We start from the raw sequence: 26,614 nt of genomic DNA on the forward strand, positions 1-26,614 counted from the left end.
CGGGGGTGTGTAGCGTCGAGATCATGAAACCGTTGACCGGCACCACCGCCGACCAGGCGCCGGCCGATCCGGCCGCCACCGACGACATGTTGGCCACCCAGCCCATCGGCTACTGGAGCGGCCTGGCCCACACGGCCGTCACCCGGCAGCTGCGGGACGCCATGGCCCGGATCGATGTGACCCAGCCGCAGTACTGGGTCCTCAACCGGGTCAACAGCGGGCTTCCCGCACCCGCCCGGGAGGAGGTGGTCGCCCAGCTGGCCCCTCTGGCGGAAGGGCCGCACGAGATCGCCCGGGTCGTGGACCAGCTGCTCCACCGCGGCTGGCTCTCGACAGACGACCGCGGGCGCCTGCACCTCACCGAGGCCGGGGAAGCCGCCAGGGCGCGGCTTCGGCAGCTGGTGACCGAGCAGCGTGCCGTGGTCCACCAGGGCATCGGCGACGAGGAGTACGTGGCGGCCCTCAAGGTGCTGCGCAGGATGGTCGCCAACGTCGAGCGGGCGGAGTCCGAGGCTCCGTGAGGGCGCCGGCCGGCGCCGTCCGGGCCCGCGCGGGGTTCAGCCGGTGCAGGTGATCGAGAAGGGGACCGGGTTGGAGGTGACGCGGACGGGGCTCTGGAGTTCCACGGCCATCCCCGTCGTCAGGGTGCCCGACTTCGCGTAGGCCGTCAGGCGTACGGTGTCGCGCTTCGTCGGTTCGGCCTTGTCGCCGATCGACAGGGTGCGCCAGTGCGGATCCACCACGGAGCCGTCGCCGGACACCCAGCGGTAGGAGATCAGCGTCGGCTCGGACGCGGTGAAGGTCGCGATGAACGCGGGGGCGCGGCCTTCGGGGATCGGGCAGCCGCCGGTGTAGGTCGTGTTCGTGCCCGCCACCGACATCCGTACGCCCGGATCGGTGCCGGTGTTCGCGTCCTCGCCGTTCAGGGCGTAGGCGATCCCGCCGCCGATCAGTACGCAGGCAGCCACGCCGGCCGCGACGAAGGCCGCGGTACGACGCCTGCGCGGTGGGGCGGCGGCGCGGGCCGCGGCCAAGGCTTCCGAGGCGGAGGACGCGGCGGGTCCGGCGGGGTCCGCCAGGACGCGGGCGCCGGCGGTCGTGGTGGCGTCCGGGTGCGCGATGTCCCGCAGGGCCTCGGCGGCTTCGGCGGAAGGGGTCCGCTCCGCGGGCTCCTTGCGGAGCAGACCGGCGATGACCGGGGCCAGCGGTCCGGCGCGGGTGGGCACCGGCGGTTCCTCGTCCACGACGGCGCGCAGGGTGCTCAGCGCGGTGTCGTGCCGGAAGGGGGACATCCCCTCCACGGCCGCGTACAGCAGCACACCGAGGGACCACAGGTCGGACTCGGGGCCCGAGGGGCGGCCCAGTGCCCGCTCCGGCGGCAGGTACTCGGGGGAGCCGACCAGCTCGCCGGTCATGGTCAGGGCGGTGCTGCCCTCGACCATCGCGATACCGAAGTCGCTGAGCACGACCCGCCCGTCCTCGGAGAGCAGGACGTTCGCCGGCTTCACGTCCCTGTGCTCCACGCCGACGGCGTGCGCGGCGCGCAGCGCGCTCAACACCTCCCCGCCGATGTGCGCGGCGTGCCGGGGTGCGAGCGGCCCCTCGGCCCGCAACAGATCGGCGAGCGACCGTCCGCGGATCAGCTCCATCACGACCCAGGGCCGGTCGTCCTCCATGACCACGTCGTGGATCGTGACCACGTTGCGGTCGGGTATGCGGGCCGCCGCCCACGCCTCCCGCTCCAGCCGGCTGTACATCCGCGTGATGTCACCGGCCTGCAGCCCGGCCGGAGCCCGTACCTCCTTGACCGCGACCTCCCGGTACAGCGTCTCGTCGCGGGCCCGCCACACGGTGCCCATACCGCCTTCGCCGAGCCGGGACAGCAACCGGTAGCGGCCCGCGATCAGCCGGTTCCCGCCCTCCGCGTCCATGCCTGCGGCCGCACCTGCGGTGGTGGCCGCGTACGCGGTCTCCGTCACGGTCTCGTTTTCCTCGTTGTACATGGGGGCGGTTCTCCTTCTAGGCGCCGGCCGACGCGAACATCACGTACGGGCCGGGGCCCCGGTTCAGAAGGACTCGAAAGATTCCAAGAAGTGGTTGAACCGAACACCTTCTCGATCGCGTGTTGTCGGCGTACGAGCAATCGGCGACATCGTCTTCAAGGAGTGTGGAGTGCCATCGGTCATCGTGGGACGCACGGGTCCGTTCACCGGACAGAGCGTGGTCCTGGGCGTCGAGCCCCTCAGTTTCGGGCGCAAGAGCGACAACGGCGTCGTGATCGTCAGCGCCAACGCCTCGCGGCTCCACGCCGAGATCCTCGCGGAGGACCCCGGGTTCGTCCTCTACGACCGGGACAGCCGCAACGGCACGTTCGTCAACGACCGGCGCGTCACCCGCCACGTACTGCGCCCGAACGACTGCATCCGGATCGGTGACGAAACGTTCCTGTACGAGGCGCAGGACGCCATGGAGACGGTCATGGACCTCTCCCTCCTGGACGTCCCCCGCGTGAGCACGGCCGACCCCGGCGTGCTGCGGGTCACCATCACCGGCGGCGGCCCGGTGGGCCTCGCCTTCGCCCTGGCGCTCGACGAGATGCTGCCCGGCCGGACCGCCATCACCCTCTACGACGGGCGCTGGACCAGGAAGGGCACCACGATCGTCTGGAAGGACGAGACGCAGGGCAACTTCCGCCGCCAACAGGTCGTGACCGTCCAGAGCCGCCAGTACCTCGCCCTGTCCGAGGAGGTCCTCGGCGCACTGTTCGACGACGTCGACGCCTACTCCGAGATGTGGCCCGTCGGCCCGGACTCGGTCGACGGCCACCCGCCCCGCAACATCCGGATCGCCCACATCGAGGACCGGCTGCTGGACCTGGCGAACCGGCGGCCGGCCATCCGTCTCGTCCCCGAACGCTTCGACGTGACGGAGCGGCAGAACCGGCTCACCCAGGAACACGTCCTCGTGGTCTGCGAGGGCGGACGCTCCCGCACCCGCGAGCACTACGCCGACCGCTTCGGCACGGCCGACGCCTCGATCTACTCCCTCGACGGCGAGCACCTTCAGGACGTCGTGCTGGGGCTGCGGGTCAAGTCGAAGCTGCCGGACCCGATGAGCGTGCTCCTCACCGTGTCGCAGAACCGCTTCCTGCTCAACTCGCTGCGCGGCGAGGGGTTCCTGAACATGCGACTCACCCGGGAGGAGGCCAGGAACGTCATCGGCATCGACCCGGTCCGCCACGTCTTCGAGGAGTGCATCGCCGCCCGCCCCTGCCTGATGAGCCGACAGGAGGAGGACAACGAGTTCCGCTGCCCCACGCACGGCACCCTCTTCCTGCCCGCCCTGCTGCGCGGCTCCCCGCTGTGGAAGGAGATCCGGCAGGGCCTGCGCCTCTTCGGGGTGGCCGAGGACGACCTGTCGGCGATCACCTCGTTCCGGCTGGACATGGTGCAGCGCCCGCGGTTCACGGCGCAGCTGCACCGGCCGACCGCGACCAGCCCCGGTACCTTCGGCTTCCTGCTGGGCGACGCCGCCAACGCCATCCACTTCTGGCCGGGCCGAGGCCTCAACAGCGGTCTCGCCTCGGCCACTTCACTGGCCCGTTCGCTCAGCCGCGCCTGGCAGGGCAAGCCGCTGCGGGACGCCGACTTCATCCGGCACGAGGCCGCCATGTCCATGCTCCAGTACCGGCACAAGAGCCGGGCCTGGAACGCCATGGTGACCACCGACGACCAAGGCGTCACCCGCGCCATCCGGGACGTCATCGCGCACAGCGCGGAGGCCGGCCCGGTCGCCGACGGCGCGGACGCGAGCGACCTGGACGCGCTGCTGGAGCGGATGGCCGGGATCCGCGAGCGGTTGGGATCCCGGCTGCCCGGCCTGCCCACGGACGGTGAACTCCGCGCCCACCTGGCCTCGATCGCCCCCGCCACCCTGCGGACCCTGCGGGAGAGCGGAGCCTGGGACACCCTGATCGTCGGCGGGGAGGAGGCCGACATCGACCTCTTCTACCAGTCGGACTCCCCGGTCTTCGTCCCTCGGCCGGTCGACCCTCGGCCGGTCGACCCTCGGAGTCTCCCGGTTCCGGCCGCCGGCCGGGCCGATCTGGGGGTTAGCCTCGGTGGATGAACTCCGGGCGGCCTTCGAAGGCCATCACGCGCCACCATGACGGGCTGATCCACGCCTACGTGGTGGATCCCGACGTCTTCGGACCGCTGGAGCCCGTCGTGGTGTTCCGGCCGCGCGCCGGCGACGCGGTCGAGGAGTCGGTGGTGCGGCCCGACCTTGAGCGGGTCGTGTACACCACGCTGAACGAGGTCGTCTGTCTCACCCGCTCCGGCGACCCGGTGTGGGTGTCGGCCTTCGCACCGCACTCCGACGTGCGTCACGGCCATCGGCCCGGCTGTTCGCTGTCCCCGGACGGCCGCACCGTGTGGGTCTACCGGCCGGACGTGATGGCGCAGCGCCGGGTCGCGGACCAGTGGGTCGTGTACGACGCCGACAGCGGGGAGGTGCTCGCCCGGCGGGAGGTGGACACCGCCGGGCACGGAGGTGTCCACCTCCCGCACCCGGCCGACGGCAGTGTGTACCTCACCATCGGTGAGGGCCAGGACGGGTCCGTCGTCCTCAGGGGTGTGATCGGCCCCGACGGCGTGCCGCGGTTCGTGACGTACCCGTGGCCGGACCGCTGCCTGATCGACCTGGCCCCGGGCGGGCGGCAGTTCATGACCGTCGACCACGACCAGGGCGACGTCACCTTCCACGACCACCCCAGCGGGGACGTGCGGTTCACCCTGCCCGCCGACGCCTTCGGCCACGATCCGGACGACACGTACGACACGTACGTGGAATGGAGCGGCGGCTACCTGACGCCGGACACGGCCGTCGTCACCCTGGGCGGTGAACGCGAGGACGAGGAGGAGTGGTTCCGCCACCACCTCGTCGACGTGCGCACCGGCGCGCTCCTCGGCGAGATCGACCTCGACGTGAGCCACCCGTACGAGGCGGTACCCCTGGGCGACGGCTCCTGGCTCACCGAAGGCCCCGACGGTCACCCCGTCCGCCGGTCCCTCCCCACGGTCGGAGAGATCGCCGCAGCCGTACGCCGGCCGGCTGCCGCCGGCGGAGCGCCCGAGGCCGCGTCCGCGTAACCCGGTGACACGCTCCGGTCCGGGGTGGAGAATCGGACGCACGGACGTGGGGCCGAGGGGGCGGGGGCGCTGATGGGTCGGGCACTGCGCGTGGGATTCGTGGTACTGCCGGTGGGGTTCGTGCTCTGGTACGCCTCGTACTACACCACGATCGTGGTGTGGGAGTTGCGCAAGCTCGTGTCCTGGTTCGCCCTGCCCCTGCTGGCCGCTGCGGCCACCCTGGCGGGCGTGTTGGTGGTGGGATGGCTCAGGCGCCGGGCCGGGCGCGGCGCGGGCACCGGGAACGCGGCGGTCACCCTCGGGTGCCTGGGCGCCGTCCTCGGCCTGGGCCTCACCGTCGGCTGGCTCGTGTACGGCTCGTACCTGCAGGACCGCGCCTACATGGCCACCGGGCAGGTCGTCACCGAGCCCGTACCGGCGTTGGCGGCCCGGGTGCCGTACGTGGCCGGCAAGGCGCAGGCCGCCCCGCACCTGGGCGATGTCACCGGCGAGATCTCCGACATCACCTACCTCCCCGACTCGGACCGGTTCGCCACGCTGGTGGAGCGCCGCGGCTGGCTGGCCGGGTACGAGGTCGGCCTCGTGCAGGACGTCCCGCTCGGCGGCGAGAGCCGCAGCCAGGAACGCTGCGCCTTCGACGTGTCCGCGGCGGACGCCAGGATGAGCGGCTGGTTCACCCACAACCTCGGCAGGAAGATCTCGGCCGAGAAGCGTTGGGTCCGGTTCGAGGCCGACGACGCCTACGTGACCTGCTCGGGCGGCACACCGGTCGTCGTCGTCCCGCTCAAGCGGCAGACCGGGATCCTCGTGGTGACCGAACGCCCCGCCGGCGTCGCGCTCTACGACGGGCGCACCGGAAAGCTCACGCTCACCACCGACACCTCCACCGTGCCCGGCCCGTCCTATCCGATCAGCCTCGCCGCCCGTCAACGGGAAGGGACCGCCGCGGTGGGCGGCTTCAGCGACTGGTGGTTCGAGCGCAGCGGATGGGATGCCTCCGAGGACGGCGCCAACGAGGGCAACGAGTCCGAGTTCACCCTGCGGTACGTCGAAGAGGCCGGGCGCAGCGCGTACGTCACCCCGCTCACGCCGCAGGGGGAGGCCAGTTCGGTGGTGGCCGTGTCCACCGTGCCGACCCGCCACCGGGGTGGCGGGCTCGCGCCGATGACCATCCACCGCCTGGATCCGGCGTGGTCGTCCCCGAAGGCGCTCGTCGCCCTGATCAAGGCGGAGTACCGGGACGTCTGCTGCTACAACGACGACCAGGTGTTCGAGGTCGTACCCACCGGGGGCGGGACGTGGACGGCCACCGTCGGCAGCGAGCAGAACGTCCGCTACCGGGTGGAGGGCAAGGGCCAGGTGGGCGGCCGTGAGGCGACCTGCCTGAAGGCCGCCGACGGAGCGCTCATCCGATGCGCGTACGTGGTGCCCGGATCACCCGAGGAGCAGGAACTCAAACGGCGGGAGGACCAGAAGAAGCAGCAGGAGGGCGCGAAGCACCCAGGGGATCCGGGCGACCTGACGGGCTATACGAACGAGCAGCTCGCGGAGCTCCAGCGCCGGATGACCGAGGAGATCGGCCGCCGCCTGAAGGCCGGCTGACCGCACCGATCACCCGAAGGCGGCCAGGAGGACGCGGGACGAGGAGCGTTCGGGCCGCTGTGTCCGCGTCTCGGCGTGCGGTCAGCCGAGCGGGTGTGGGGGCGTGCGGGGTTCGCACCGCATCGATCCGGTCACCCTGGTGGGCCGTTCGGTGAACCGGGCGTGTCTGCCACCTGGGCCGTAGGTGCGGGGAGCGCGGTCACGCCGGGTGACGCACCGCGCTCCCGCGTGCCGTGGACCTGCGGGCACCCGGCGGGAGCTGCGTGAATCGCTCCCCGGGTGACCGACATCCGAACGGACTGTCCGTAAATCGACCGCCCATGTGCGACGGACCTTCATACCTGGCAGGCTCAAGCTCAGTTGAGCGCCACATGAAAGTTCCAGCGCGCCAAACACCCTTCGAATCGAAAGCAGGCCTTGTCATGCGTCGCCGCTTAGCCACCGTCTCCGCCGCCGCTCTCCTCTGCCTCGCCGGCACCGCGGGCCTGGCGGAGGCGAGCCCGACGAGCCTCTACGCACCCTCCGCGATGGTCTTCGCCGTCACCCAGGGGGACGACGCCGCCACCGGTACGGTCCTGCGTGCGGTCGTCCTCAGCTGCGCCTACACCGCCGAGGGCACGCACCCCGACCCCCGGGCCGCGTGCGACGCCCTCAACGAGACCGGCGGCGAGTTCGACCGCCTGCTGGCCGCCCCGAATCCGGGCCGGGTGTGCCCGCGGCACTACGACCCCGTCACCGTCACCGCGGACGGTGTCTGGCACGGTGAGCGCGTCTCGTGGAAGCACACCTTCTCCAACGGGTGCGTGATGTCCGCGACCCTGAACGACAACGTCCTCTACGCGTTCTGACACGGGGGCTCGCGACCGCGTCGGGGGGCGCGGTTCAGGGGGGCTCGGCCGGGTCCGGTGCCACCAGGGGTGGTGGCACCGGACCCGGCGGGCCGGCGGTCAGGCGTGGGGGTGTGGGGTGGGGGCGCCTGCCGCCGGGCCAGGGACACCCCCGTCACGGGTGTTCCGTTCTCTCCCTGGGATCGGCGGGTGGCGGCCCGCCGGGGGCGCGTGGGTCAGTTCTGCCAGGGGGTCCAGCTACCGCTGGTCAGGCGGTGCCGGGACCAGCGCTCGCCGTCCATGCCGACGATCGAGATGGTCGGGTTCCAGGTGTTGTTGCCGTCGATGCGGACCCCACTGCGCACGGTCCCGCCCATGGAGGTCCACTCGCTCCAGGAACCGCCGGCGAACTGCCAGCGGGTCCACACCGCGAAATCGGTGCCGACGATGAAGACCTGACGGTTTCCGGCCGGGTAGGTCATCCAGGCTTCGCCGTACTCGCAGATGTAGTCACCACCGAGGCCGGACACGTGACAGAAGCCGGCAGCGGCGGCGGGCGCCGCCGCCTGCGCCGGGGCGGCGGTGACGCCGGCGAGGGCGGCTCCGGAGAGCGCGAGGGTGGTGACCGCGAGGGCGGACCGGCGGAGGATGGCCAAGGTCATGTGTGTACTCCCCAATCGGGATGACGGAACGACTCGACGCCCCGAACACTTCCACCGGCCGCCAACGATGCTCTAACGGCCCGCTAACGCTCCGTCCGCACTGCCCGCACCACGCCGTCCCCTCTGTGTTCGAGAGGGGAATACGTGTTCCATGATTGGCCGAGGCCGTACTCGTGCCGCCGGAACAATCCGACTTATCCTCGATCAGGGGCCGTGCGTACACGGATGGAACGGTACGAAGCGGTGCGGATCGACAAGGGTGGGGTCTGTGCAGTTCCGCGTGTTGGGGCCGGTCGCCGTCACGACGACGAACGGGGCTCCCCTCCCGCTCGGCCCCGCCAAGCGCCGGAGCCTGCTCGCCATGCTGCTGGCCCACCCGAACACGCCCGTCGGCGTCGAGAGGCTCACCGAGGCACTGTGGGACGAGGAACCGCCGAGGCACGCGCGCACCGTGCTGCAGGGACACGTCTCCCGGCTCCGGGCGGTCCTCGCGCAGCACGACGCGGAAACACACGGCGTGGAACTCCTCACCCAGGGAGCGGCGTACCGGCTGCGCCTGCCCGAAGCGCTCTTGGATGCCCGCCGGTTCGAGGAGTCCCTCCGATTCGCCCGGCGGAGTACGGACCCGGCGGAGGCCGTGGCGGTCCTGCGCGAGGCACTGGGGCTGTGGCAGGGACCGGCGTTCGCCGGGACCGTGCACAGCGCACCGCTGGAAGCGCCCGCGCACGCCTTGGAGGAGCTGCGCCTGACGGCCGTCGAGGAGCTGGCGCGCGCGTACGGGCTGCTGGGTGACCACGGAGCCGCCGCGTCCGTACTGCGCGCCGAGGCCACCGCGCACCCCCTACGGGAGTCGCTCGTCGCACAGCTGATGCTGGTCCTGGCCAGGGCGGGCCGGCGGGCCGACGCGCTGGACCGGTACCACCGTACGCGCAAGCTGCTCGCCGACGAGATCGGCGTCGACCCGGCACCGGTGCTCACCGACGCGTACCGCACCCTGCTGCGCGTCGGTGCCGAGGTCGCTGCCGATCTCGACGCCGGCAGGGACACCGACGCCCGGACCCCCACCGATGTCGCGGTCCCTACCGACGTCGAGACCGCCGTGGCCGTCGCGGCCGCGGTGCCCGTCGGCACCCCCCAACTCCTGCCCCGCCGCCCCCGGGGCTTCATCGCGCGACAGGACGAACTCGCCGTCCTCGACCGCGTCACGAGCGCGGTGCCGGGCCCCGTCGTCACCCTCATCGGAGCTGCCGGCGTCGGCAAGACCGCGCTCGCCGTGCACTGGTCGCACCGACGGCGCGCCGACTTCCCGGGCGGCACCCTCTTCGCCGACCTGTGCGGCTTCAGCCCCACCCCGCCCCGTGACACCCGCGCCGTGCTCCGCGAGTTCCTGCTCGCGCTCGGCGTCCCGGTCGAACGGATGCCGGGCTCGCCCACCGCCCTCGGGGCCCGCTACCGCGAACTGACCGCCGGACGAAGACTGCTGGTCGTCCTGGACAACGCCGTCGACTCCGAGCAGATCCGCCCGTTGCTGCCCGGCGGGGACGACTGCGTCACCCTCGTCACCAGCCGCGACCGGCTCGACGGCCTGGTGGCCACCGACGCCGCCCGCCCGGTGACGGTCGGCGCGCTGCCCACCGGCGACGCGACTTCGCTGCTCGCCGCCGTGTTGGGCCCGGAGTCGGTGGCAGCCGAACCGGAGGCCGCCGCCCGCTTGACCGGCCTGTGCGACGGACTGCCGCTCGCGCTGCGGGTCGCCGCCGCCCGGCTCGCGACCCGTCCGCACCGAGGCCTGGCCTCCTTCGCCGGGGAACTCGCCGACGAACAACACCGGTTGGACCTGCTCAAGGCGGAGGACACCGGCGTCGCCGCCGCGCTCGGCCTCAGCCTGCGGCATCTGCCCGAACCGGCCCGCCGGCTGTTCCACCACCTCGGCCCGCACACCGGTGCCACCCTCGACACCGGCACCGCCGCCGCGCTCGCCGACTGCACGCCGGCCCAGGCCACCCTGGCGCTCGACCAGTTGGCCGCGGCCCAACTGGTCGTCGAGACGGGCCCGCGTTCCTACGTGCTGCACGATCTGGTGCGCCTCTTCGCCCGCAGCCTGGCACCCGGTCGCGAACCCGCCGGGCTGCTACGGCTGCTCGACCACTGGGTACAGACCCTGCTCGGGGCGTGCGCGGCCGCGGAGCCCGGCGGCGAACCGTGCTGCGCCCCTCCGGCCGGAGCCCGGCGCTCGGCCGAGATCCGCCGGTTCGCCGACCGGACGGCCGCGCTCGCCTGGTACTCCGCCGAACGCGGCACCCTGCGGGCCGCGGTCGAGGCCGCCGTCGCGGCGGGCTTCCACGACCGGGCGTGGCGGCTCGTCCTGCTCCAGTGGCCGCTCATCGTGTGGCAGGTCCGCGACGGCTGGGTGCCGCTGCTCGAACAGGGCCTCGCGTCCGCGGAACTGGACGGTGATCCGGCCGCCCAGTCCCGGGCGTCGGCACTGCTCGGCTGGGTGCTGTCCGAGGAGGGCAGGCCCGAGGAGGCCCTGACCAGATTGGAGCGGGCCCCCGACCTCGCGGTCCGCGCGGGGGACATCGCCGGGGAGGCGGTCGCCCGGATCAACCTGGCCGTGGCGCTCATGCGCCACGGTGACCGCGAGCGCCCCGCCGCCCTCTTGGCCCAGGCCCTCACCCTGGCCGAACGGGAGGGCCTCACCGAGACGGCCACCCTGGCGCACCAACACCTCGCCCAGCACCTGCTGTCGGTCGGCGCCGCGGCCGAGGCCGCCGCACACGCGGCCCACGGACTCGCGCTCGCCGCACCTGTGCTGGCGGCCCCCCGGCGGGTGGTGCTGCGCACCCTGCACGGCGAGGCACTGGCCGCCGTCGGACGTACCGGCGAGGCCGAACGACAGCTCCGCGAAGCCGTCCGGGAGGCCCGGGCCAACGCCTACGAGGAGGGCGAGCTCGCCGCGCGGGCCGCACTGGACGGGCTCCGATCCGAGCGCGGCCGAATCGATGCCGGCGCGAGGCCGGACCGGCCCGGCCCTCCCTAGGGGACCTTCGTACGAGGCCCAGCCCGAGGCGCGTACCCGCTGAGGATCGGCTCGCGCGCCGGCGCGTACGGGAGAAGCGCGCCTACCTCCGCACGCCCGGAGCGCACCACCCGCCGGCTGCGGAAACGGACCCCGGAGCCGCTGTCACCGGGTGGCCACGCACATGTCGATTGTCACTCTATTCCTACCTAGGGATGGTTCAGGTAGGAGTGTGGATCTTCGCGTGCTTATGCTTCACCCGCTATGACGGAACGTCACACCACCCACACGTTATGTGAATCCGCCGATGTGGTCGTCCTCGGCGCAGGCCCCGCCGGGCTCGTTCTCGGCATCCTGCTCCACGCCGCCGGGATCGACTGCGTCATCCTGGAACGTGCCTCCCGCACCCAGGTCCAGACCCGGGCGCGCGCCGGGTTCCTCGCCCCGAACACCGTGGAGATCCTCGACCGCCACGGCCTCGCGGACGGCCTGCACCGGCACGGCCGCCGCCACGGCAGCTGCGAATTCCGCACGCAGGAAGGCCGGTTCCGCCTCGACTACGGGGCTCTCGGCCAAGGCGCGCAGCATCACGTCTACCCGCAGCAGCACCTGGTCACGGACCTCCTGACCCACTACCTCGACCTCGGCGGACGCATCTCCTTCCACACCGAAGCGCTCGCCGTGCACGACACCGACGGCACCCGGCCGTCCGTCACCACACGTGGACCCGACGGCCGCACCACCCGGTGGACCACCCGGTACGTCGCCGGTTGCGACGGCCGGCACGGGGCGGCCCGCCGCTCACTGCCGCCGGGCGCCGTCCGTCATCACCGGTACGACCACGGCGTGACCTGGCTCGGCCTGCTCGCCCGGACCCCTCCGAGCCTCGACGCCGTCGGTTACGCCATCCACGACCGCGGCTTCGCCGGACACATGGCCCGCACCGCCGACGTCACCCGCTACTACCTCCAGTGGCAGCGCGGCACCCCCGCCGACGCCTGGCCCGAACAGCGGATCTGGGACGAGCTCGACATCCGGATGGGCGCAGCGGACCACGGCCCGCTGCGCAGGGGCACGCTCCTGGAACGCGGGGTCTTCGACCTGACCTGCGACGTCGTCGAACCGCTGCGCCACGGCTCGCTCGTCCTCGCGGGCGACGCGGCGAGTCTGCTCGCGCCGGCCGCCGCGAAGGGCGCCAACCTCGCCGTCCTGGAAGCCGAGATGCTGGCCGACGCCCTGGTCGATGCCCTCACCCGGGCCGACACCACAGGCCTCGACAGCTACTCGGACCGCTGCCTCGCGTACATCTGGCGGGCGCAGGAGTTCACCGGGTGGATGACCCGACTCCTGCACGCACCCCCCGACCAGGACGAGGATGCCGGATCGTTCTTCCACGCCGCCCTGCGGCGTTCCCGGCTCGCGTCGCTGCGCACCTCACGCATCCACCAGGACTGGTTCGCCGAGAACTACGTCGGCGTGTGACCGCCGCGGGGCCCGGCCCCGTACCACGCTCCCCCCGGACCTCCCCACCACCCGCCTCGCCCTGCCCTGCCCAGCCCCGTACCGGCCCGAGGACACCCCCACGATGACGACGACCCTCCCCGACGAAACGTTGCTCCGGGACGACACCGACTCCCTGCGCGCGGCAGCCCGGTTCGTCCGCGAGCACGACAGCGCCACCCTGCTCCCGCTCCTCCTGCCCGGCCTCGACGGCCCGGACCTGCGGGCGCTCGCCGAGCACTGCCGGTTCGCCCACGCGGGACTGCTGCTCTTCCCGCCGGACGCGGAGGGTCTGCGGGCCCAACTCGGCTACTGCGGACTGGCCGTGGACACTCCCTCCCACCCCAGCGTGGTGGTCCGGGACCGCCTCGCCCGGCGCCACCTGCGCGATCCCGCCGAGCTCGACGTCCGGATCCTGCGCCCGCAGGTCGACGGCCGCGACGGGGAGCGGCGCGCGGTCGAGGTGTTCGCCCTGACCGTGCCCCCGCACTCCGACCTGGAACCGATCGCCGCCTACGAACGCACCCGCCGGCACGAGGCACACCTCGCCTTCGAGGTCGAGCGTCCGGAGCCACTGGCCCTACGCGGCCTGTGCGCGATCCTCGACCGCCACGGCGCGCTGCCCGACGGCGGCGGCTACAACCCGCACGAGGACGGCACGGTCCTCTACTTCACCCTCCCCGCCGACGCGGCCTGCGACTACCGGCGACTGGAGCTCTACGCACCGGGCGACCACCGCGACACCCTCGCAGCGCACCTGTCCCACCCCGACCCGCACCACCCCGACCCGCACCACCGCCCCCGTCATGACGCGCGGCAGCCCGCCGAAACGCTCCTCCACCTCTTCACCGGCGCGTGGACGACACAGGCCCTCGCCACGTTCGCCCGCCTGGGCCTGCCCGACGTCATGGACACCCGCACCGCCCACCGCACCGAGGACCTCTCCCGGCCGACCGGCACCCACCCCCGAAGCCTCGCCACCCTCCTGCGCTACCTGGCCATGCTCGGAGCCGTCGTCGAGGAGCAGGAAGGATTCCGCCTGACCGCACTCGGCGCCCTGCTGCGCGCCGACACACCCGGGTCGATGCGACCGCTGGCCCTGATGTACGGGGGCCCGTTCTACCGCTCCTTCGGCGCTCTCGACCACGCCGTGCGGACCGGACAGCCGGCCTTCGACCACCTCTTCGGCGAGAACCACTTCGACCACTTCGCCCGCGACCCCGAACTCGCCGCCCTCTTCGACCGCTCCATGGCCGCGAGCTCACGGATGTTCCAGCCGCTCCCCACCCATCCCGTCATCACCGCCGCGGCCCAGGCACCCGAGGCCGCGACCGTCGTGGACATCGCCGGAGGGAACGGCGAACTCCTCGGCCGGATCCTCACCGCGCACCCACGCCTGCGCGGCGTCCTCCTCGAACGCCCGCACGCCGTCCAGGCCGCCCGCCGCCACCTCGACGCCACGGGCTGCGGCCCGCGCTGCGACTACCGTGCGGGCGACTTCGCCGACGTGCCACCCGGCGGCGACGTCTACATCCTGTCCCGCGTCCTGCACGACTGGGACGACGACCGCTGCCGCGAGATCCTGAGCCACTGCGTCCGCGCGATGCCCGCCCACGCGGACCTGCTCGTCGTGGAACGTCTCCTGCCCGTCGACGGGTCCCCCTCGCTGGCCACCGCCTGGGACCTGCACATGCTCTGCAACGTCGGAGGCCGCGAACGCCGGGCCGACCACTACGCACGCCTGCTCGCCGACGCCGGCCTCCAACTCGTCGGCCGTCGGCCCCTGCCCCTGGACGCGCACGTGCTGCACGCCCGTAGGACCGGCGCACCGGAGCCCACCGCCCGGCGAAGCTGACCGTACGTCCGTCACCGGTACGCCGTCACCCGTACGCCGTCACCCGTACGGGGCGCGTCGTTCGGGTGGGAGCGCCCGGTGGATCACACGGAGGGCGAAGGAGTTCGGGGGCTTCCAGACGTGCCGGTCGTCGAACGACCACGCGTAGACGGGGGATCCGTCGCGGACGCAGTCCAGCAGGTCGGGCGCCCCGAGCTCGTGGGCCGACCAGGCGTACAGCCGCTGCAGCCTCGGCGCGATCACCCCGAAATCGAGGAGACGACCGAAACCGATCTCCCGGTCGAGGTGGGACCGCACCGTGTCGTCGAGCGGGTACGCGTCGGGGAGCACACGCGACAGCTGGAGGAAGATCCCGGTCATCTCCACCCTGGGATCGCCGAGGAACGGGGCGAGCGGGCGCAGCCACCCGAGGGCGAGGCGGGGCGCCGCGACGAGGGCGTGGGCGTACAACACGCGGCACAGGACGACGTTCATGAAGAACCGCTCGGTCTCGTTCTCCGCCTCCGCGAGATCGCGGTTCTCGAGGTAGGCGGCGACCACGCTCCCGTTGTGCGCCCGGTACCAGGCCCGGGCCGTGGGGTGGTCGGCGAAGGCCCGCCAGTGCTCGACCGTGCGGGCGGAGGCGGGCCCGGGGAGTCCGCCGCTCAGGCCCACCGCCTCGCAGCCGTCGCGGAGGATCCGTTCGTTCACCGCCCGCCACCACGGGCTGCCGGGCCGGTCGGCGAACACCGGCCGCAGCACGCCCCGGCGCACCTGCCAGCGCATGAACGACCTCGCCGCCCGGCGGAACGGCAGGTGTCGCGGTGCCTTGCCGAAGGGGCCGTGGTAGCAACGCTCCATCAAGGCCATCCGCCCGATGGGGTCGTCGCGGACCGCGGCGACCTGCTGCCCGGCCCAGGCCGCGGCCGTGATCTCGGACATCATGACGACAGACTCGCACGAACCCGGTCAGGTCGAAGCGCTGCCGTGCCGTGCCGTGTCGTACCCGGCCGGGCACGACACGGCACGCCGGCCGCTGGTCAGGCGGTCGGCGCGAGCACCCACAGCCGGTGGTCCCAGCCGACGTCGCGGCAGGCGCGGACCGTCAGCCCGGCCCGCTCCGCCAACGCGGTCACGTCCTTCACCGAGCGCAGCCCGGAGCCGAACGCCGCCGTGAGCCGCAGGTGGTGCAGGACCGCGTCGATGTCGTCCGGGTCGGCCGCCTCCACCTGCTCGACCAGCACCACGACGCCGTCGGCCGGGATCGTGGCCGCCGCCTCGGTCAGGGTCAGCACCGCGTCCTCGTCCGGCAGCCACTCCAGCAACCGGCACAGCAGCAGAGTTCCCGCACCCGACGGCACCGGGTGCGTCTGCGCCACGAGCTCCACCCTGGGCAGCACCTCCGGATCGAGGATCTGCCCGGCCACGACGTCCAGGACCGACGGCAGGGCGGCGAGCCGCACCCGCAGCCCGGGGAACTCCTTGACGAGCGCGCCCACGACCGTGCCGGCGCCGTTGCCCGACGCGCCGAGGACCTCCACCGCCGACCAGTCGTAGGCACCGGCGACCCCGGTCGAGACCCAGCGCGCCTCGTCCTCGATCGAGGTACGGGCCGAACCGCCCAGGCGCGCATCGGTACGCAGCGCCTCGGCCAGGCTCTGCCCGGACGCCGTGCGGCAGCCGTTCGCACCCGAGCGCATCCGCTCGGCGAGGCCCACCAGCGACAGGTCGAAGGCGGCCTGCGCGCCGCGCAGGTCGTACTCCTCCAACGAATGGTCGTCCTCGACCAGTTCCTCGCCCACCGGCGTCAGCCGGTACCCCTCGTCGGTGGCCTCGAACACCTCGATCTCCACGAGGTACTTCAGCAGCGCACCGAGCGAGCGCGGCTCCGTCCCGCTGCGCCGCGCCAGCTCCGCCGGCTCCCGTACCCCCTGGTAGACGAGGTCGACCAGACCCAGGGTGACGGCCACGCGGATCGCGAGCCCGGGGGCCAGGTCGGTCAGTTCGTGGAGCCGCCCGTGCGCGTCCTCGCCCTCCAGGACATCGGGATCGGCCGGCTCGGCGAGGCCGGGTGCCACCTCGGCCCGCCGCCAGTAGCCGGTGATGTGCGTCTGCTCGCGCGGCACACCCCGGTCCACCGACAGGTGCCGGCGGATGCCCTTGAGGGTGACGGCCTCACCGGCGGCCCAGACGAACACCGTCCCCGGCAGCCACTCCATGTCCCGCACCGCGCGCTCCAGCAGGTCGCTGCGCCCGGCCGGGACGCCGTCGCGCACCAGCCAGGTGACCTCGGCCTCCGCGCGCGTCGGCAGCTCCTGGCGGTGGCTGTCCTCGCCGACCTCGACGAACACCCGGGCCCGGGTCCCCTCGGGCATCTCGTCGAGCCAGCGGCCGATCGCGGGCAGTGCCGTCTCGTCGCCGATCACCAGCAGCCAGTCCGCGCCCTCGGGGTGACTGTGCGACATCTTCGGCCCGGCGATCCAGGTCACCTGGCCCGGGGCGGCCTGCTGGGCCCATGACGAGGCGATACCGCCGTCGTGCCGGACGAAGTCGAAGTCGATCTCCCCGGCCACCGGGTCGAAGCGGACCGGCGTGTAGTCCTTGGAGATCGGTCGGCCGTCCGAGGGCCAGTCCAGGCTGCTCACGTTCTGCCGGGGCAGTACCGGCTCCCGACCCTCCTGCGCGAAGAAGAACTTCACGTGGTCGTCGAAGCCCTCCGTGCGCAGCGCCGGGAGGGACAGGCCCGCGTGCTCGAAGGCGTGCATCTGGGGCCCGCCCAGGGTCACCCGCCGCATCCCGGGCGTGACGTCCGAGACACGCAGCACCGTCAACTCCCTGAGCACGATGGGGAAGGTGACGACCGAGCGGGGACTACGGGTGGACATCCGACTTGCTCCTTCACATCCGTCCGGCAGATCCGGCATGCGGCCACGCTACGACGCCCCGCGCGCCCCGCATCCAACCCGCGGACCACGACACTGCCACCCCGCGCGCAATCCGGACGCCGGCCCGCACCGTCTGCTCCGGGGTCATGGCGTCCCCGCACGGGACTGGACCTCAAGTGCGGTCGAGTTCCTACGGTGTCGTGCGTAGGCGATCTCGAAGAGAGCGAACGGAGCGGATCCACCATGGAGTACTCGCACGACGACGCCGAACTGCTGCGGCAGCCCATCGGTTACTGGAGCTGGGCCGCCTCGGACGCGGTGGTCACCCGTATCAGGGAGGTACTCGCCGGAATCGGCACGACCCAGCCGCAGGCCTGGATCCTGGCCCGGATCGCCGCCGCCGAGCCGCCGGCGACGCGCGACGGGGTGACCGGGGTGTTGAGCGGTTACGCGGCCGCGGGTGTCGACGACCTCGACGAGGAGATCGCCGCCACCATCGCCCGCGGCTGGGTCACCCAGAGTCCCGACGGTCACCTCGAACTCACCAGCGAAGGAAGGGAGTTCTACGCCCGAGTGGCCGTCACCCAGGGGGAGCTGTGGCAGGAGCGACACCGGGGCATCCCGGACGAGGAGTACGTGATCACGCTGAAGGTCCTCCAGCGTTTCATCCACAACACCGGGGGGCACGCCTGGCACCACTGACCAGGTCCCCGCGCGCCACGCGGCGAGGCCCGCCTCCTGCGGGAGACGGGCCTCGGCGGTGGTCCGCGCGGCGACGCGCGCGGCGGGGTTCCTACTGGCCGGCGACGGCCTTCGCGAGGAGCGGGGTGAGCTGCTCGACCACCCACGGGGCGCTCAGCGCGTCCGGGTAGGCGATGGCCGAGGAGAGGGAGTTCTCCGAGGGGATGACCGTGAAGTGCTTGGTCTTCACCGCGTTCAGCGACTGGAAGAGCTTGTTGGACTCCAGCTCGGTCGCGCTGATCACGCCGCGGTCACCGAAGGGGTAGGTGACCAGGAGGACGTCGGCGTCGAGCTGGTCGAGGTTCTCCAGGCTCACCGCGTTCTTGTTCGGCGCGTAGTTCTTCGCCTTGTCGGTCTTGGTGAAGCCGAGCTTCTCGAAGACGCCCGGGTCCTGGTCGGCGTAGGACATGAAGCTGACCTGCTCGGGGTGGACGACCGTGTAGGTGTACGTCTTGCCCTTGAACTCCGGGTGCGCGGCGGCGGCGTCCGTCGTGGCCTTCTCGTTCGCGGCGATGACCTCGTCCGCCTTGGCGCTCAGGCCGAGGGCCTTCGCGGCGGTCTTCAGCCGGTCCTGCCAGGTCAGGGTGTCGGCGTGCGCCTTGTCGGTGAAGGTGACCACCGGGGCGATGGGCTGCAGCTTGGCGTAGTCCGCGCCCATCTCCCAGGTGTTCATGCCGAGGATGATGTCGGGAGCCTCGGCCGCGATGGCCTCGTAGGCGGTGCCGTCGGTGTCGTCGTACGTCTTCAGCTTGCCGGCGCCGAGCTTGTCGATGGCGCGCTGCTTGTACTCGGGCACCTTGGCGCCGTCCTCGACGTCCGGGGTGATGACCGGGACGATGCCGAGGGCCAGCGCGATGGCGGTGTCGCCGTCGGAGACGGTGGCGACCTTCACCGGCTTCTTCTTGACCTCGGTCTTGCCCCACGCGTTGGTGAGGGAGACGGGGAAGGCGCCGGACGCGTCGGCACCGGCGGCGGCCGGCTTGTCCTTGGCGGCGGTCGAGTCCTCGCCGCCGCCGCACGCGGTGAGCAGGCCGAGGCAGGCGGCGGCCGCGGTGAGGGCGGCGAGGGCGCGGGCGGGGCGGCGCGTTCTGGGCAGAACGGACATGATGGTGGTGTCTCCTATGCGGGGATACGACGGCCCAGGGGGAAGATCTGGGGCCGCTCTGTGCGGGGATGGGGGACGACGAGACAGTCCAGGCCGAACACTTCGGCCACGGTCTCCTCGGTGAGAACCTCTTCGGGCGTGCCCTGGCGCACGACGCGGCCGTCGCGCATGGCGACGATCGTCGAGGCGTACAGGGCCGCCTGGTTGAGGTCGTGGGACACCAGCACGATCGTCTTGCCGGCCTGCTCGTTGAGGTCGGCGAGGAGGTCCATGACCTCGATCTGGTGGGCGATGTCCAAGTAGGTGGTGGGCTCGTCCAGGAGCAGCGTCGGCGTGTCCTGGGCGAGCGCGAGGGCGATCCACACGCGCTGGCGCTGGCCCCCGGAGAGCTGGTCGACCGGGCGGTCGATCAGCTCGGCCGTCCCGGTCGCGAGCAGGGCGTCCGCGATGACCTCGTCGTCGGTGGCGGTGCGCCGCTGTCCGAACCGGCGGTGCGGGTGGCGCCCGCGCCAGACGAGGTCGCCGACGGTGATGGACTCCGGGGCGATCGGCGACTGCGGCAGGATGCCCAGGCGCTGGGCCACCTCGCGGGTGGACAGGTCGTGGATGTCCTGGCCTTCGAGGAGGACCGAACCGGCCGCGACGGGCAGCAGCCGGGCGACCGACTTGAGCAGGGTCGACTTGCCGCAGGCGTTCGGGCCGACCAGCGCGGTGATCTTGCCGGGCTCGATCCCGAGGGACAGCTCCTCGATGATCGGCTTCCGGTCGTAGCCGGCGCTGATGCCACGGGCTTCGAGCCGGAAGCCGGCGTCGGGGGAGGCGAGTGAGGGTCGTGCGCTCATGCGGTGGCTCCTTGCCTGCGCCGGAGGATCAGCCAGACGAAGTAGGGGGCGCCGAGCAACGCCGTGAGGACACCCGTCGGTACGGGGCTGATCAACGGGCCGTGCTGGGCGAGGACATCGGCGCCGAGGACGATGACGGCGCCGATCGGAACGGCCAGGGCGACGGACCGGTCGGCGCCGACCAGCCGGATCGCGATGGGACCGCTGATCAGCGAGACGAAGCCGATGGGGCCGGTGACGCTGGTGGCCAGAGCGGCGGCCGCGGCCCCCACCAGCAGGGTCGCGATCCGGGCGGCCCCCACCCGGGTGCCGAGCCCGAGCGCGAGCTGGTCGCCGAGGGCCATGCTGCCCAGGGCACGGTCCAGCAGGGCGGTGCAGAGCCCGCACACGGCGAGCGCGCCCGCCAGCGTGGACACCCCTTCCCAGGTGGCGTCGTTGACGCTGCCGACCAGCCAGCGCATCACCTGTGCGATCCCGTGCTGACCGGCCACCGTGAACAGGTAGTTCACGTAGGCGGTGCACACCGCGCTCAGGCCGATGCCCACGAGGACCAGCCGGTACGTGTCCACGCCCCCGCCGCGCCTGCTCAGTGCGAGCACGGTCGCCACGAGCGCGAAGGCGCCGCCGAGACCGGCCAGGGAGGTCCCGAAGGGGACGGCCGGGGCGAACAGCAGCATCGTGGTGGCGCCGGCCCCGGCGCCCGCCGAGATGCCGACGATGTCCGGGGTGGCCAGGGGGTTGCGGATGAGCCGCTGGTACAGGGCGCCGGAGAGGCCGAAGAGGGCTCCGGCGAGCAGCGCCGCCAGTGCGCGCGGCATCCGGATGCGGAAGATCACGTAGTCGGCCAGGCCGGTGCGCATCCCGAAGGCGGCGGGCAGGATGTCGCCCGCCGGGATCCGCTTGACCCCGCCGAGCAGGATCGAGGCGACGAGCAGGGCCAGCAGCATCATGACGAGGACGAAGGTGACGAGGCGGGCCCGGCGGAATCCGGACCGGTGGGCGCCGCGCAGCCGGGCCACGGTGGCGGCCTTGAGTTCCGCCGCGGTGTCCTGGGAGGCCTGCCCGAGGCCGCGGGCACCGTCCGTCCGTGGCGCGTGTGTCTGTGCCATGTCACTCACATCCGGACCAGGTCGCGGCGGCGCGCGAGCCACACGAAGAAGGGGGTGCCGACGAAGGCGGTCATCACCGACACCTGGACCTCGCCGTGGTCGATCACCAGCCGTCCCGCGGTGTCGGCGCCGACGAGCAGGACGGCTCCGCAGGCCATGGACAGCGGCAGTGACCAGCGGTGGTCCGTGCCCACCAGCATCCGGGCGGCGTGCCCGGCGACCAGGCCGACGAAGGCCACCGGCCCGACGGCCGCGGTGGCGGCCGCGCACAGCAGCACCGCGACGGCCGCACTCGCAAGACGGGCCCGCTCCACCCGGACGCCGAGCCCGCGGGCGGTGTCGTCACCGAGGCTCAGCAGGTTCAGGGTGCGCCCGAGGGGCAGCGCCAGCAGCAGACCGGTGAGCGCGAACGGGAGTGCCTGGCCCAGGAACTGGCCCCGGCCGGTGAGTTGCCCCACGGACCAGAAGCGCAGGTGGGCGTAGACGGCCTCGTCGCGCACCACGAGCAGGGTGATCAGCGAGGACATCACCGCCGCGACGGCGACTCCCGCGAGGACGAGGCCGATCGTACTGCTGCCCGCGTTGGTGCGGGTCCCGATCAGGAAGACGAGGACCGCGGTCACCGCCGAGCCGGTCAGCGCCATCCAGAAGTAGCCCTGCACGCTCGACGCGTCGAGGAAGAGGATGCCGAGTACGACGAACACGGCCGCGCCCTGCTGCACGCCGAGGACGCCCGGCTCCGCCAGGGGGTTCATCGTCAGGGCCTGCATGATGAGCCCGGAGGCGCCGAGGGCGGCCCCGACCGTCAGACCGAGCAGCGTGCGGGGTATCCGTTCCGTCCACAGGACGTCGCCGTTGTAGCCCTCCGCGCTCGGGTGCAGCAGGATCCGCACGATCTCCAGCGGGGATATGTCACGCGCACCGAGGCCGATGCTCGCGATGGTCACGGCGGCCAGCATCAGGCCGGCGAGCACCACGACCACCGTTCCACGCGAGGCACGGGGCCGCGCGGGCGTCGGGGCCGGTGGTGCTTCCGGCGAAGCCGATTGCTTCATGGGTCTTCGGGTACTCCTCACCTGCTCAAGCTCGAAGTTAGGCTAGCCTTACCAAAGCGGTGTCCGGTCCAATGCCGGAGGCGAACCGCTCACAATCAGGGGTCAAGAACACGACCCCTGCGGTAGGGGGAGGATGTTGTGGCCGAGACGGGACTGCGCAGCGTGCGGGACGAGGAGACCCGGACCGGGGACGTGATCATGGCCGATGACGATTTCATCGCCGAGGGCGGACACCCGCCGCACGTCCATGAGTTCCACGAGTTCCTGCACGTGCCGGTCGGCAGGATCGTGGTCACCGCCCTCGGCCGGGACCACGAGCTTTCGGCCTCGGTGGCCCTGTGGATCCCGGCGGGCATCGCGCACAGCGCACGCTTCGGAGCCGACTCGGTCATCGCGGTCGAGTCCTTCGACGCGGACCGGTTCCAGCTGCCGTACCAGGACGTCACCACCATCAACATCACCGACGCCCAGCGCCGACTGGTCCTCGGCCGGATGCGCAGCACCCGCGCCCAGGCGGAGGACCCGGAGGTCTTCGCCGCGCTGTCCGCCGGGCACCGCAACTGCCTGCCGCTGCCCCAGCCCACCAGTCACACCGCCGGCGTGGTGGCGCGGGAGCTGGCCCGGACGCCGAGCGATCCGCGCACCGCGACCGAGTGGGCGGAGAACCTCTACACGAGCTCGACCAGCCTGCGCCGGGCCTTCCGCGCGGAGACCGGGATGGCCTTCTCCGAGTGGCGCACCCGGCTCCGACTCAACCACTCGCTGAGCCTGCTGGAACAGGGCCAGTTGGTGAGCTCGGTGGCCGCCCGGGTGGGGTTCGTCAGCACCAACGGCTACATCCTGGCCTTCCGCCGCCACTTCGGGCAGACGCCGGGCGCGTACGTACGCAACTCGCTGGACCGGTCCGCGTAGCGGGGGCACCGGCGGAAACGGACCTGCCCCGTACCCGGGGGTCACGACCCGGGTACGGGGCAGTCGGTGGTCGTTGTCGGTTGTCGGGCGTCCGGATCAGCCGCCCTGGCCGGCGCTTCCCACCGGGCCGACCTTCACCGGGGCGCCGCCGCCCTCGGTGACCGGCAGCGTGCCGGTGCCCGGCCAGGCGAGGGTGACCGACCTGGTCTCGTCCGGCGGGGTCACCACCAGCCCCGTGACGCGGACGCCGGAGCCGCCCGAGGTGTTGAGCGGGTAGCTGATGCCGAAGTAGGTCGCTTCACCCTTCTTCAGGACGGCCGTGTCGGGCTGTTGCCCCGTGCGCTGCGCGGACAGCGAGCCGGAGTCGGTCTTCAGGTCGACGCCCGCGTACCCGGAGATCGTGCAGTCCCGGGTACCGCGGTTCTTCAGCGTCACCGCGACCGTACCGTCCTTGTCGCCCCCGATGGTGCGTTCCGCCGCCGTGATCGCCAGTTCGTCGGTCCGGCACTTGCCGACCTTGCCGCTCGCGTCGGTGCCGGTCCCGGCGCCGGCCGTACCCTTCCCGTCGGAGCCCGGCCCCGGCGAGGGCTTCCCGCCCCCCTGATCCGAACCGCCCCCCGAAGGCGAGGCGCCGGACGGGGCGGACGCGGTGGTCGAAGCCGACGGGGTGCTCCGCGCCGCCCCGTCGTCGCCGTTCTGGCAGGCCGTGAGCGACAGGCTCGCGGCGACGGCCACGGCGGCGAGGGTCAGCTGGTGAACGCGCATCGTTTCTTCCTCAGGATCGGTCGGTCAAGGGTGCGGGCGGTCGGTACGGGTCGGTTCGCTTCGGCTCGGCTCGGCTCGGGAGAGCGTCTCCGATCAACAGGAGTCGCCCGAACCGCACCGCCGTTCCACCCGACCGCCCACCCGTACCTTCCTGTGACACCTACCGCCGAACCCGACACGCCCGCAGCCGCCCGGGGCGCGCCCGCGACCGGCCGGTACGGTGGTTTCCGTCGCCTCTGGGCACCCGTACGAGTCGTCGTGCGCCGGGACGGACCCGTGACCCGGCAGATCTTGACCCCAACGGGTGGTGTGCCTCCGCAACCCGCCTTCGCCCGGACCCGAAGGGTGTCAGCCTGTGCGGGAGGACCGGCCGTTCCGCCGCGTCGGGCGGGCCGAGCGGCACACGTCCTGGCGCTCGGGCGACCGCTGCGCACCCCGGTGGTTGGTGCGGACACCTACCGAAGTGATCTCATGGGCGATCACGAGGCCGGCAGAGCGGCCGAACACGCGGGAAGGACATGTGGTGGTCGAGCGGGAAGCCGTGGGTGTCACGGTCACGGGATTGGTCGAGGCCGCCGCGGACGGCCAGAGCGGCGCCCTGTGGCGACTACGGCACAAGGGCCGACAACTCGACGCGAATCTGGTGCGCCTGCTGCCCGGCGGCGAGATCGCCGTACACCGGGAGCCCGAGGTGGACGTCCTGCTCGCGGTCGTACAGGGCGGCGGTTCCCTGACCCTGGACGGCGCCGGGACGCAGGTCGTGCCCGGCTCCCTGATCCTGCTGCCGCGCGGCTCCGCCCGCTCGCTCCGCGCCGGCCCCGAGGGACTGGTGTTCCTCACCGCGCACCGCAGACGGGCCGGCATGGCCATCGGCCGGCCGCCCCGCACCGAACCCCGCACACCCGAGTGCCCGCTCCACCTCGTCTGCGAGCAGTGCCACCGGCACGCCATAGAGGCCGACGCCCGGTACTGCAGCTGGTGCGGCACGCGCCTCGTCCCCCGGGCCGCGACGGGCTGACCCCGAAGCGGCGGACCCCCTACGGGAATCGGGCCAGGGGGGCGTCCTGGGCGAAGAAGGTCTTGGCGCGGATCGTCGCCCGCTCGTCGTCGCGCACCTGGCCCGGTCGGGAGCCGTTGCCGAGCAGGACCCCGCCGAAGTGCATCCGCATGTAGGCCGCGGTGTGATGCAGGCTGGTCACCAACCCTTCGGCGCGGGCCTCGTCGTGGTCCGCCATGGCCGTCACGCCCCACAGGGTCCGGCCCGCCATTCGCTGCTTGAAGTCCGAGCCGGGCGAGGTGAGCCAGCCCGACCAGTAGTCGAGGTAGCGCTTGGTGTGGGCGGAGAGCGCGTACCAGTACAGGGGCGAGGCGATGACGACGTCGGTCGCCTCCAGCGTGGCCCGTCTGAGCATCGCCTCGCTCTCCCCGGGCGTCCAGCCCTCGGCCTCGTGCCGACCGTCCTGGAAGTCCGGCAGGTCCGACGCGGCCAGGTCCACCCAGTGCTGCCGGGTCCCGGCGGGCAACTGCTCGGCGGCCCGCCGCGCGAGGATCTCGGTGTTCCCGCCGGACCGGGAGCTGCCGAGGACGAAGAGGAACGAGCGGTCGGTCATGAACATCACTCCAGTGGTGCGCGGCCGCGCCGACGGAATGCCGGCCGGTGGGTGCGACGTTAGACGTTGACATCAATGTGAAGGTCAACCGGACACAGGGGTACGGCACATGCTGATCGGAGAACTGTCCCGGCGCACGGGCGTCAGCTCCCGGCTGCTGCGCTACTACGAGGCGCAAGGGCTGCTCGACGCGGAGCGTGGCTCGAACGGATACCGCGACTACACGGCGGACTCCGTGGCCGCCGTGCGCAAGGTACGGGCCCTGCTCGCGGCGGGCCTGTCCACCGAGGTGATCCGCTCGGTGCTGCCGTGCGTGCGGGGTGAGGGGGTGCGCTTCGCCTGGTGCGAGGAGATCCGGTCCGTACTCGACGGGGAACTGGCCGCCATGGACGCGCGCATCGAGAGCCTGCGGAACAGCCGTGCCACCCTGGCCTGTTACCTGGAACAGCCCTGAGCCCCGCCCCCGGGGGACGGGGGCGGGGCTCAGGGGGAGCGGGGGACGGCCGGCCTCAGACGGTCGCCGCCCGGGGCTGCTGCTCGGTCTCCGCGCCCCGGTTGCCGCGGGCGGGCAGGAGCCGGTCCAGCGCGAAGGCGCCCGGGCCGGTGAAGACGAGCAGCAGGAAGGCCCAGCAGTACATCGCGGAGGACTCGCCGTTGTTCTGGATCGGGAAGAGGGCCTCCGCCTGGTGGGCCGTGAAGTAGGCGTACGCCATGGAGCCGGAGGCGATGAAGGCCGCGCTCCGGGTCCCGGCGCCGAGCAGCACCAGGGCGCCGGCGACGAGCTGGATCACCGCCGCGTACCAGCCCGGCCAGGCCCCGACGGGCACGGTGCCGCCGCCGTGCGCGCCGCCGAGGACACCGAAGAGGGAAGCGGCGCCGTGGCAGGCGAACAGGAGGCCGGTGACGATCCGGAAGAGGCCCAGCGCGTAGGGCCGGGCGGTGTTCAGACGATCCGTCATGGGGAGATCCTTCGTGGGGTACGGGTACGGGTACGGG

General features: G+C 72.6%; 23 protein-coding genes. 12 read left to right on the forward strand and 11 right to left on the reverse strand.

Features of this window, described 5'->3' with window-relative positions:
* Positions 1-23: 23 nt before the first annotated feature.
* A complete protein-coding gene (locus ACWG52_RS36885; protein WP_389806544.1) occupies positions 24-521 on the forward strand; it encodes a MarR family winged helix-turn-helix transcriptional regulator in 498 nt (165 codons plus the stop codon).
* 36 nt (positions 522-557) lie between these two features.
* On the opposite strand, the gene ACWG52_RS36890 is transcribed toward ACWG52_RS36885, so the two are convergent.
* The gene (locus tag ACWG52_RS36890; RefSeq protein ID WP_453129096.1) at positions 558-1,931 is read right to left on the reverse strand and encodes a serine/threonine-protein kinase; all 1,374 of its coding nucleotides are present in this window, start codon (positions 1,929-1,931) and stop codon (positions 558-560) included.
* Positions 1,932-2,172: 241 nt separating this feature from the next.
* Between ACWG52_RS36890 and ACWG52_RS36895 the strand changes: the two genes are divergently transcribed.
* The 4 genes from ACWG52_RS36895 to ACWG52_RS36910 all read left to right on the forward strand — a co-directional run bounded on the left by ACWG52_RS36895 (position 2,173) and on the right by ACWG52_RS36910 (position 7,600).
* Positions 2,173-4,128: an FHA domain-containing protein gene (locus ACWG52_RS36895; protein ID WP_389806540.1), complete on the forward strand. Its 1,956-nt coding sequence runs from the start codon at positions 2,173-2,175 to the stop codon at positions 4,126-4,128.
* Positions 4,125-5,150, forward strand: coding sequence for a hypothetical protein (locus ACWG52_RS36900; protein WP_390137493.1), 1,026 nt, complete (start codon positions 4,125-4,127; stop codon positions 5,148-5,150). Before ACWG52_RS36895 ends, ACWG52_RS36900 begins: the two co-directional genes overlap by 4 nt.
* Positions 5,151-5,222: 72 nt before the next feature.
* Positions 5,223-6,752: a hypothetical protein gene (locus ACWG52_RS36905; protein WP_453127175.1), complete on the forward strand. Its 1,530-nt coding sequence runs from the start codon at positions 5,223-5,225 to the stop codon at positions 6,750-6,752.
* Between the two features lie 422 nt (positions 6,753-7,174).
* A complete protein-coding gene (locus ACWG52_RS36910) occupies positions 7,175-7,600 on the forward strand; it encodes a subtilase-type protease inhibitor (protein ID WP_389806534.1) in 426 nt (141 codons plus the stop codon).
* Positions 7,601-7,815: 215 nt separating this feature from the next.
* Here the strand turns inward: ACWG52_RS36910 and ACWG52_RS36915 are convergent, their stop codons facing one another.
* Positions 7,816-8,241 (reverse strand): hypothetical protein, encoded by a 426-nt coding sequence (locus ACWG52_RS36915; RefSeq protein ID WP_389806532.1) that lies wholly within the window; start codon positions 8,239-8,241, stop codon positions 7,816-7,818.
* Positions 8,242-8,509: 268 nt separating this feature from the next.
* Here ACWG52_RS36915 and ACWG52_RS36920 point away from each other — a divergent pair, with 268 nt between their 5' ends.
* The 3 genes from ACWG52_RS36920 (at position 8,510) to ACWG52_RS36930 (ending at position 14,615) form a co-directional block, all read left to right on the forward strand.
* Positions 8,510-11,281, forward strand: coding sequence for an AfsR/SARP family transcriptional regulator (locus ACWG52_RS36920; RefSeq protein WP_453127177.1), 2,772 nt, complete (start codon positions 8,510-8,512; stop codon positions 11,279-11,281).
* Between the two features lie 243 nt (positions 11,282-11,524).
* Entirely contained in the window at positions 11,525-12,742 is a 1,218-nt protein-coding gene (locus tag ACWG52_RS36925) for a 4-hydroxybenzoate 3-monooxygenase (RefSeq protein ID WP_389806528.1), read from the forward strand.
* A 103-nt stretch (positions 12,743-12,845) separates the two neighbouring features.
* Positions 12,846-14,615 (forward strand): methyltransferase, encoded by a 1,770-nt coding sequence (locus tag ACWG52_RS36930; protein WP_389806526.1) that lies wholly within the window; start codon positions 12,846-12,848, stop codon positions 14,613-14,615.
* 39 nt (positions 14,616-14,654) lie between these two features.
* Here the strand turns inward: ACWG52_RS36930 and ACWG52_RS36935 are convergent, their stop codons facing one another.
* Together ACWG52_RS36935 and ACWG52_RS36940 are read right to left on the reverse strand one after the other, a co-directional pair.
* Positions 14,655-15,539, reverse strand: a complete 885-nt coding sequence (locus tag ACWG52_RS36935; protein ID WP_389806524.1) for a hypothetical protein — start codon at positions 15,537-15,539, stop codon at positions 14,655-14,657.
* A gap of 95 nt (positions 15,540-15,634) precedes the next feature.
* A complete protein-coding gene (locus ACWG52_RS36940; protein WP_389806522.1) occupies positions 15,635-17,479 on the reverse strand; it encodes an SIP domain-containing protein in 1,845 nt (614 codons plus the stop codon).
* A gap of 243 nt (positions 17,480-17,722) precedes the next feature.
* Here ACWG52_RS36940 and ACWG52_RS36945 point away from each other — a divergent pair, with 243 nt between their 5' ends.
* The gene (locus ACWG52_RS36945; RefSeq protein WP_389806520.1) at positions 17,723-18,181 is read left to right on the forward strand and encodes a MarR family winged helix-turn-helix transcriptional regulator; all 459 of its coding nucleotides are present in this window, start codon (positions 17,723-17,725) and stop codon (positions 18,179-18,181) included.
* 91 nt (positions 18,182-18,272) lie between these two features.
* On the opposite strand, the gene ACWG52_RS36950 is transcribed toward ACWG52_RS36945, so the two are convergent.
* Genes ACWG52_RS36950 through ACWG52_RS36965 form a run of 4 tightly spaced genes read right to left on the reverse strand, consistent with a single transcriptional unit; the run spans position 18,273 to position 22,253 of the window.
* A complete protein-coding gene (locus tag ACWG52_RS36950; protein ID WP_389806518.1) occupies positions 18,273-19,325 on the reverse strand; it encodes an ABC transporter substrate-binding protein in 1,053 nt (350 codons plus the stop codon).
* A 14-nt stretch (positions 19,326-19,339) separates the two neighbouring features.
* A complete protein-coding gene (locus ACWG52_RS36955; protein ID WP_389806516.1) occupies positions 19,340-20,167 on the reverse strand; it encodes an ABC transporter ATP-binding protein in 828 nt (275 codons plus the stop codon).
* Positions 20,164-21,276 carry a FecCD family ABC transporter permease gene (locus ACWG52_RS36960; protein WP_389806514.1) on the reverse strand — a complete coding sequence of 371 codons (1,113 nt, stop codon included), beginning with the start codon at positions 21,274-21,276 and terminating at the stop codon, positions 20,164-20,166. Before ACWG52_RS36960 ends, ACWG52_RS36955 begins: the two co-directional genes overlap by 4 nt.
* A 5-nt stretch (positions 21,277-21,281) precedes the next feature.
* Positions 21,282-22,253 carry a FecCD family ABC transporter permease gene (locus ACWG52_RS36965; RefSeq protein ID WP_389806512.1) on the reverse strand — a complete coding sequence of 324 codons (972 nt, stop codon included), beginning with the start codon at positions 22,251-22,253 and terminating at the stop codon, positions 21,282-21,284.
* Positions 22,254-22,469: 216 nt separating this feature from the next.
* On the opposite strand from ACWG52_RS36965, the gene ACWG52_RS36970 reads away from it, so the two are divergent.
* Positions 22,470-23,243 (forward strand): helix-turn-helix transcriptional regulator, encoded by a 774-nt coding sequence (locus ACWG52_RS36970; RefSeq protein ID WP_389806510.1) that lies wholly within the window; start codon positions 22,470-22,472, stop codon positions 23,241-23,243.
* Positions 23,244-23,339: 96 nt separating this feature from the next.
* Here the strand turns inward: ACWG52_RS36970 and ACWG52_RS36975 are convergent, their stop codons facing one another.
* On the reverse strand, positions 23,340-24,008 hold the full coding sequence (locus ACWG52_RS36975) for a DUF4232 domain-containing protein (RefSeq protein ID WP_389806508.1): 669 nt from the start codon (positions 24,006-24,008) through the stop codon (positions 23,340-23,342).
* A gap of 523 nt (positions 24,009-24,531) precedes the next feature.
* Between ACWG52_RS36975 and ACWG52_RS36980 the strand changes: the two genes are divergently transcribed.
* Positions 24,532-25,026, forward strand: a complete 495-nt coding sequence (locus ACWG52_RS36980; protein WP_389806506.1) for a hypothetical protein — start codon at positions 24,532-24,534, stop codon at positions 25,024-25,026.
* A gap of 19 nt (positions 25,027-25,045) precedes the next feature.
* Here ACWG52_RS36980 and ACWG52_RS36985 read toward each other — a convergent pair whose 3' ends face one another.
* Positions 25,046-25,618: a flavodoxin family protein gene (locus tag ACWG52_RS36985; RefSeq protein WP_389806504.1), complete on the reverse strand. Its 573-nt coding sequence runs from the start codon at positions 25,616-25,618 to the stop codon at positions 25,046-25,048.
* 109 nt (positions 25,619-25,727) lie between these two features.
* Between ACWG52_RS36985 and ACWG52_RS36990 the strand changes: the two genes are divergently transcribed.
* On the forward strand, positions 25,728-26,072 hold the full coding sequence (locus tag ACWG52_RS36990) for a MerR family transcriptional regulator (RefSeq protein WP_389806502.1): 345 nt from the start codon (positions 25,728-25,730) through the stop codon (positions 26,070-26,072).
* Between the two features lie 55 nt (positions 26,073-26,127).
* Here ACWG52_RS36990 and ACWG52_RS36995 read toward each other — a convergent pair whose 3' ends face one another.
* Positions 26,128-26,577 (reverse strand): DoxX family protein, encoded by a 450-nt coding sequence (locus tag ACWG52_RS36995; protein ID WP_389806501.1) that lies wholly within the window; start codon positions 26,575-26,577, stop codon positions 26,128-26,130.
* Positions 26,578-26,614: the final 37 nt, after the last annotated feature.

The sequence above is a fragment of the Streptomyces sp. CLCI03 genome, from assembly GCF_053615355.1.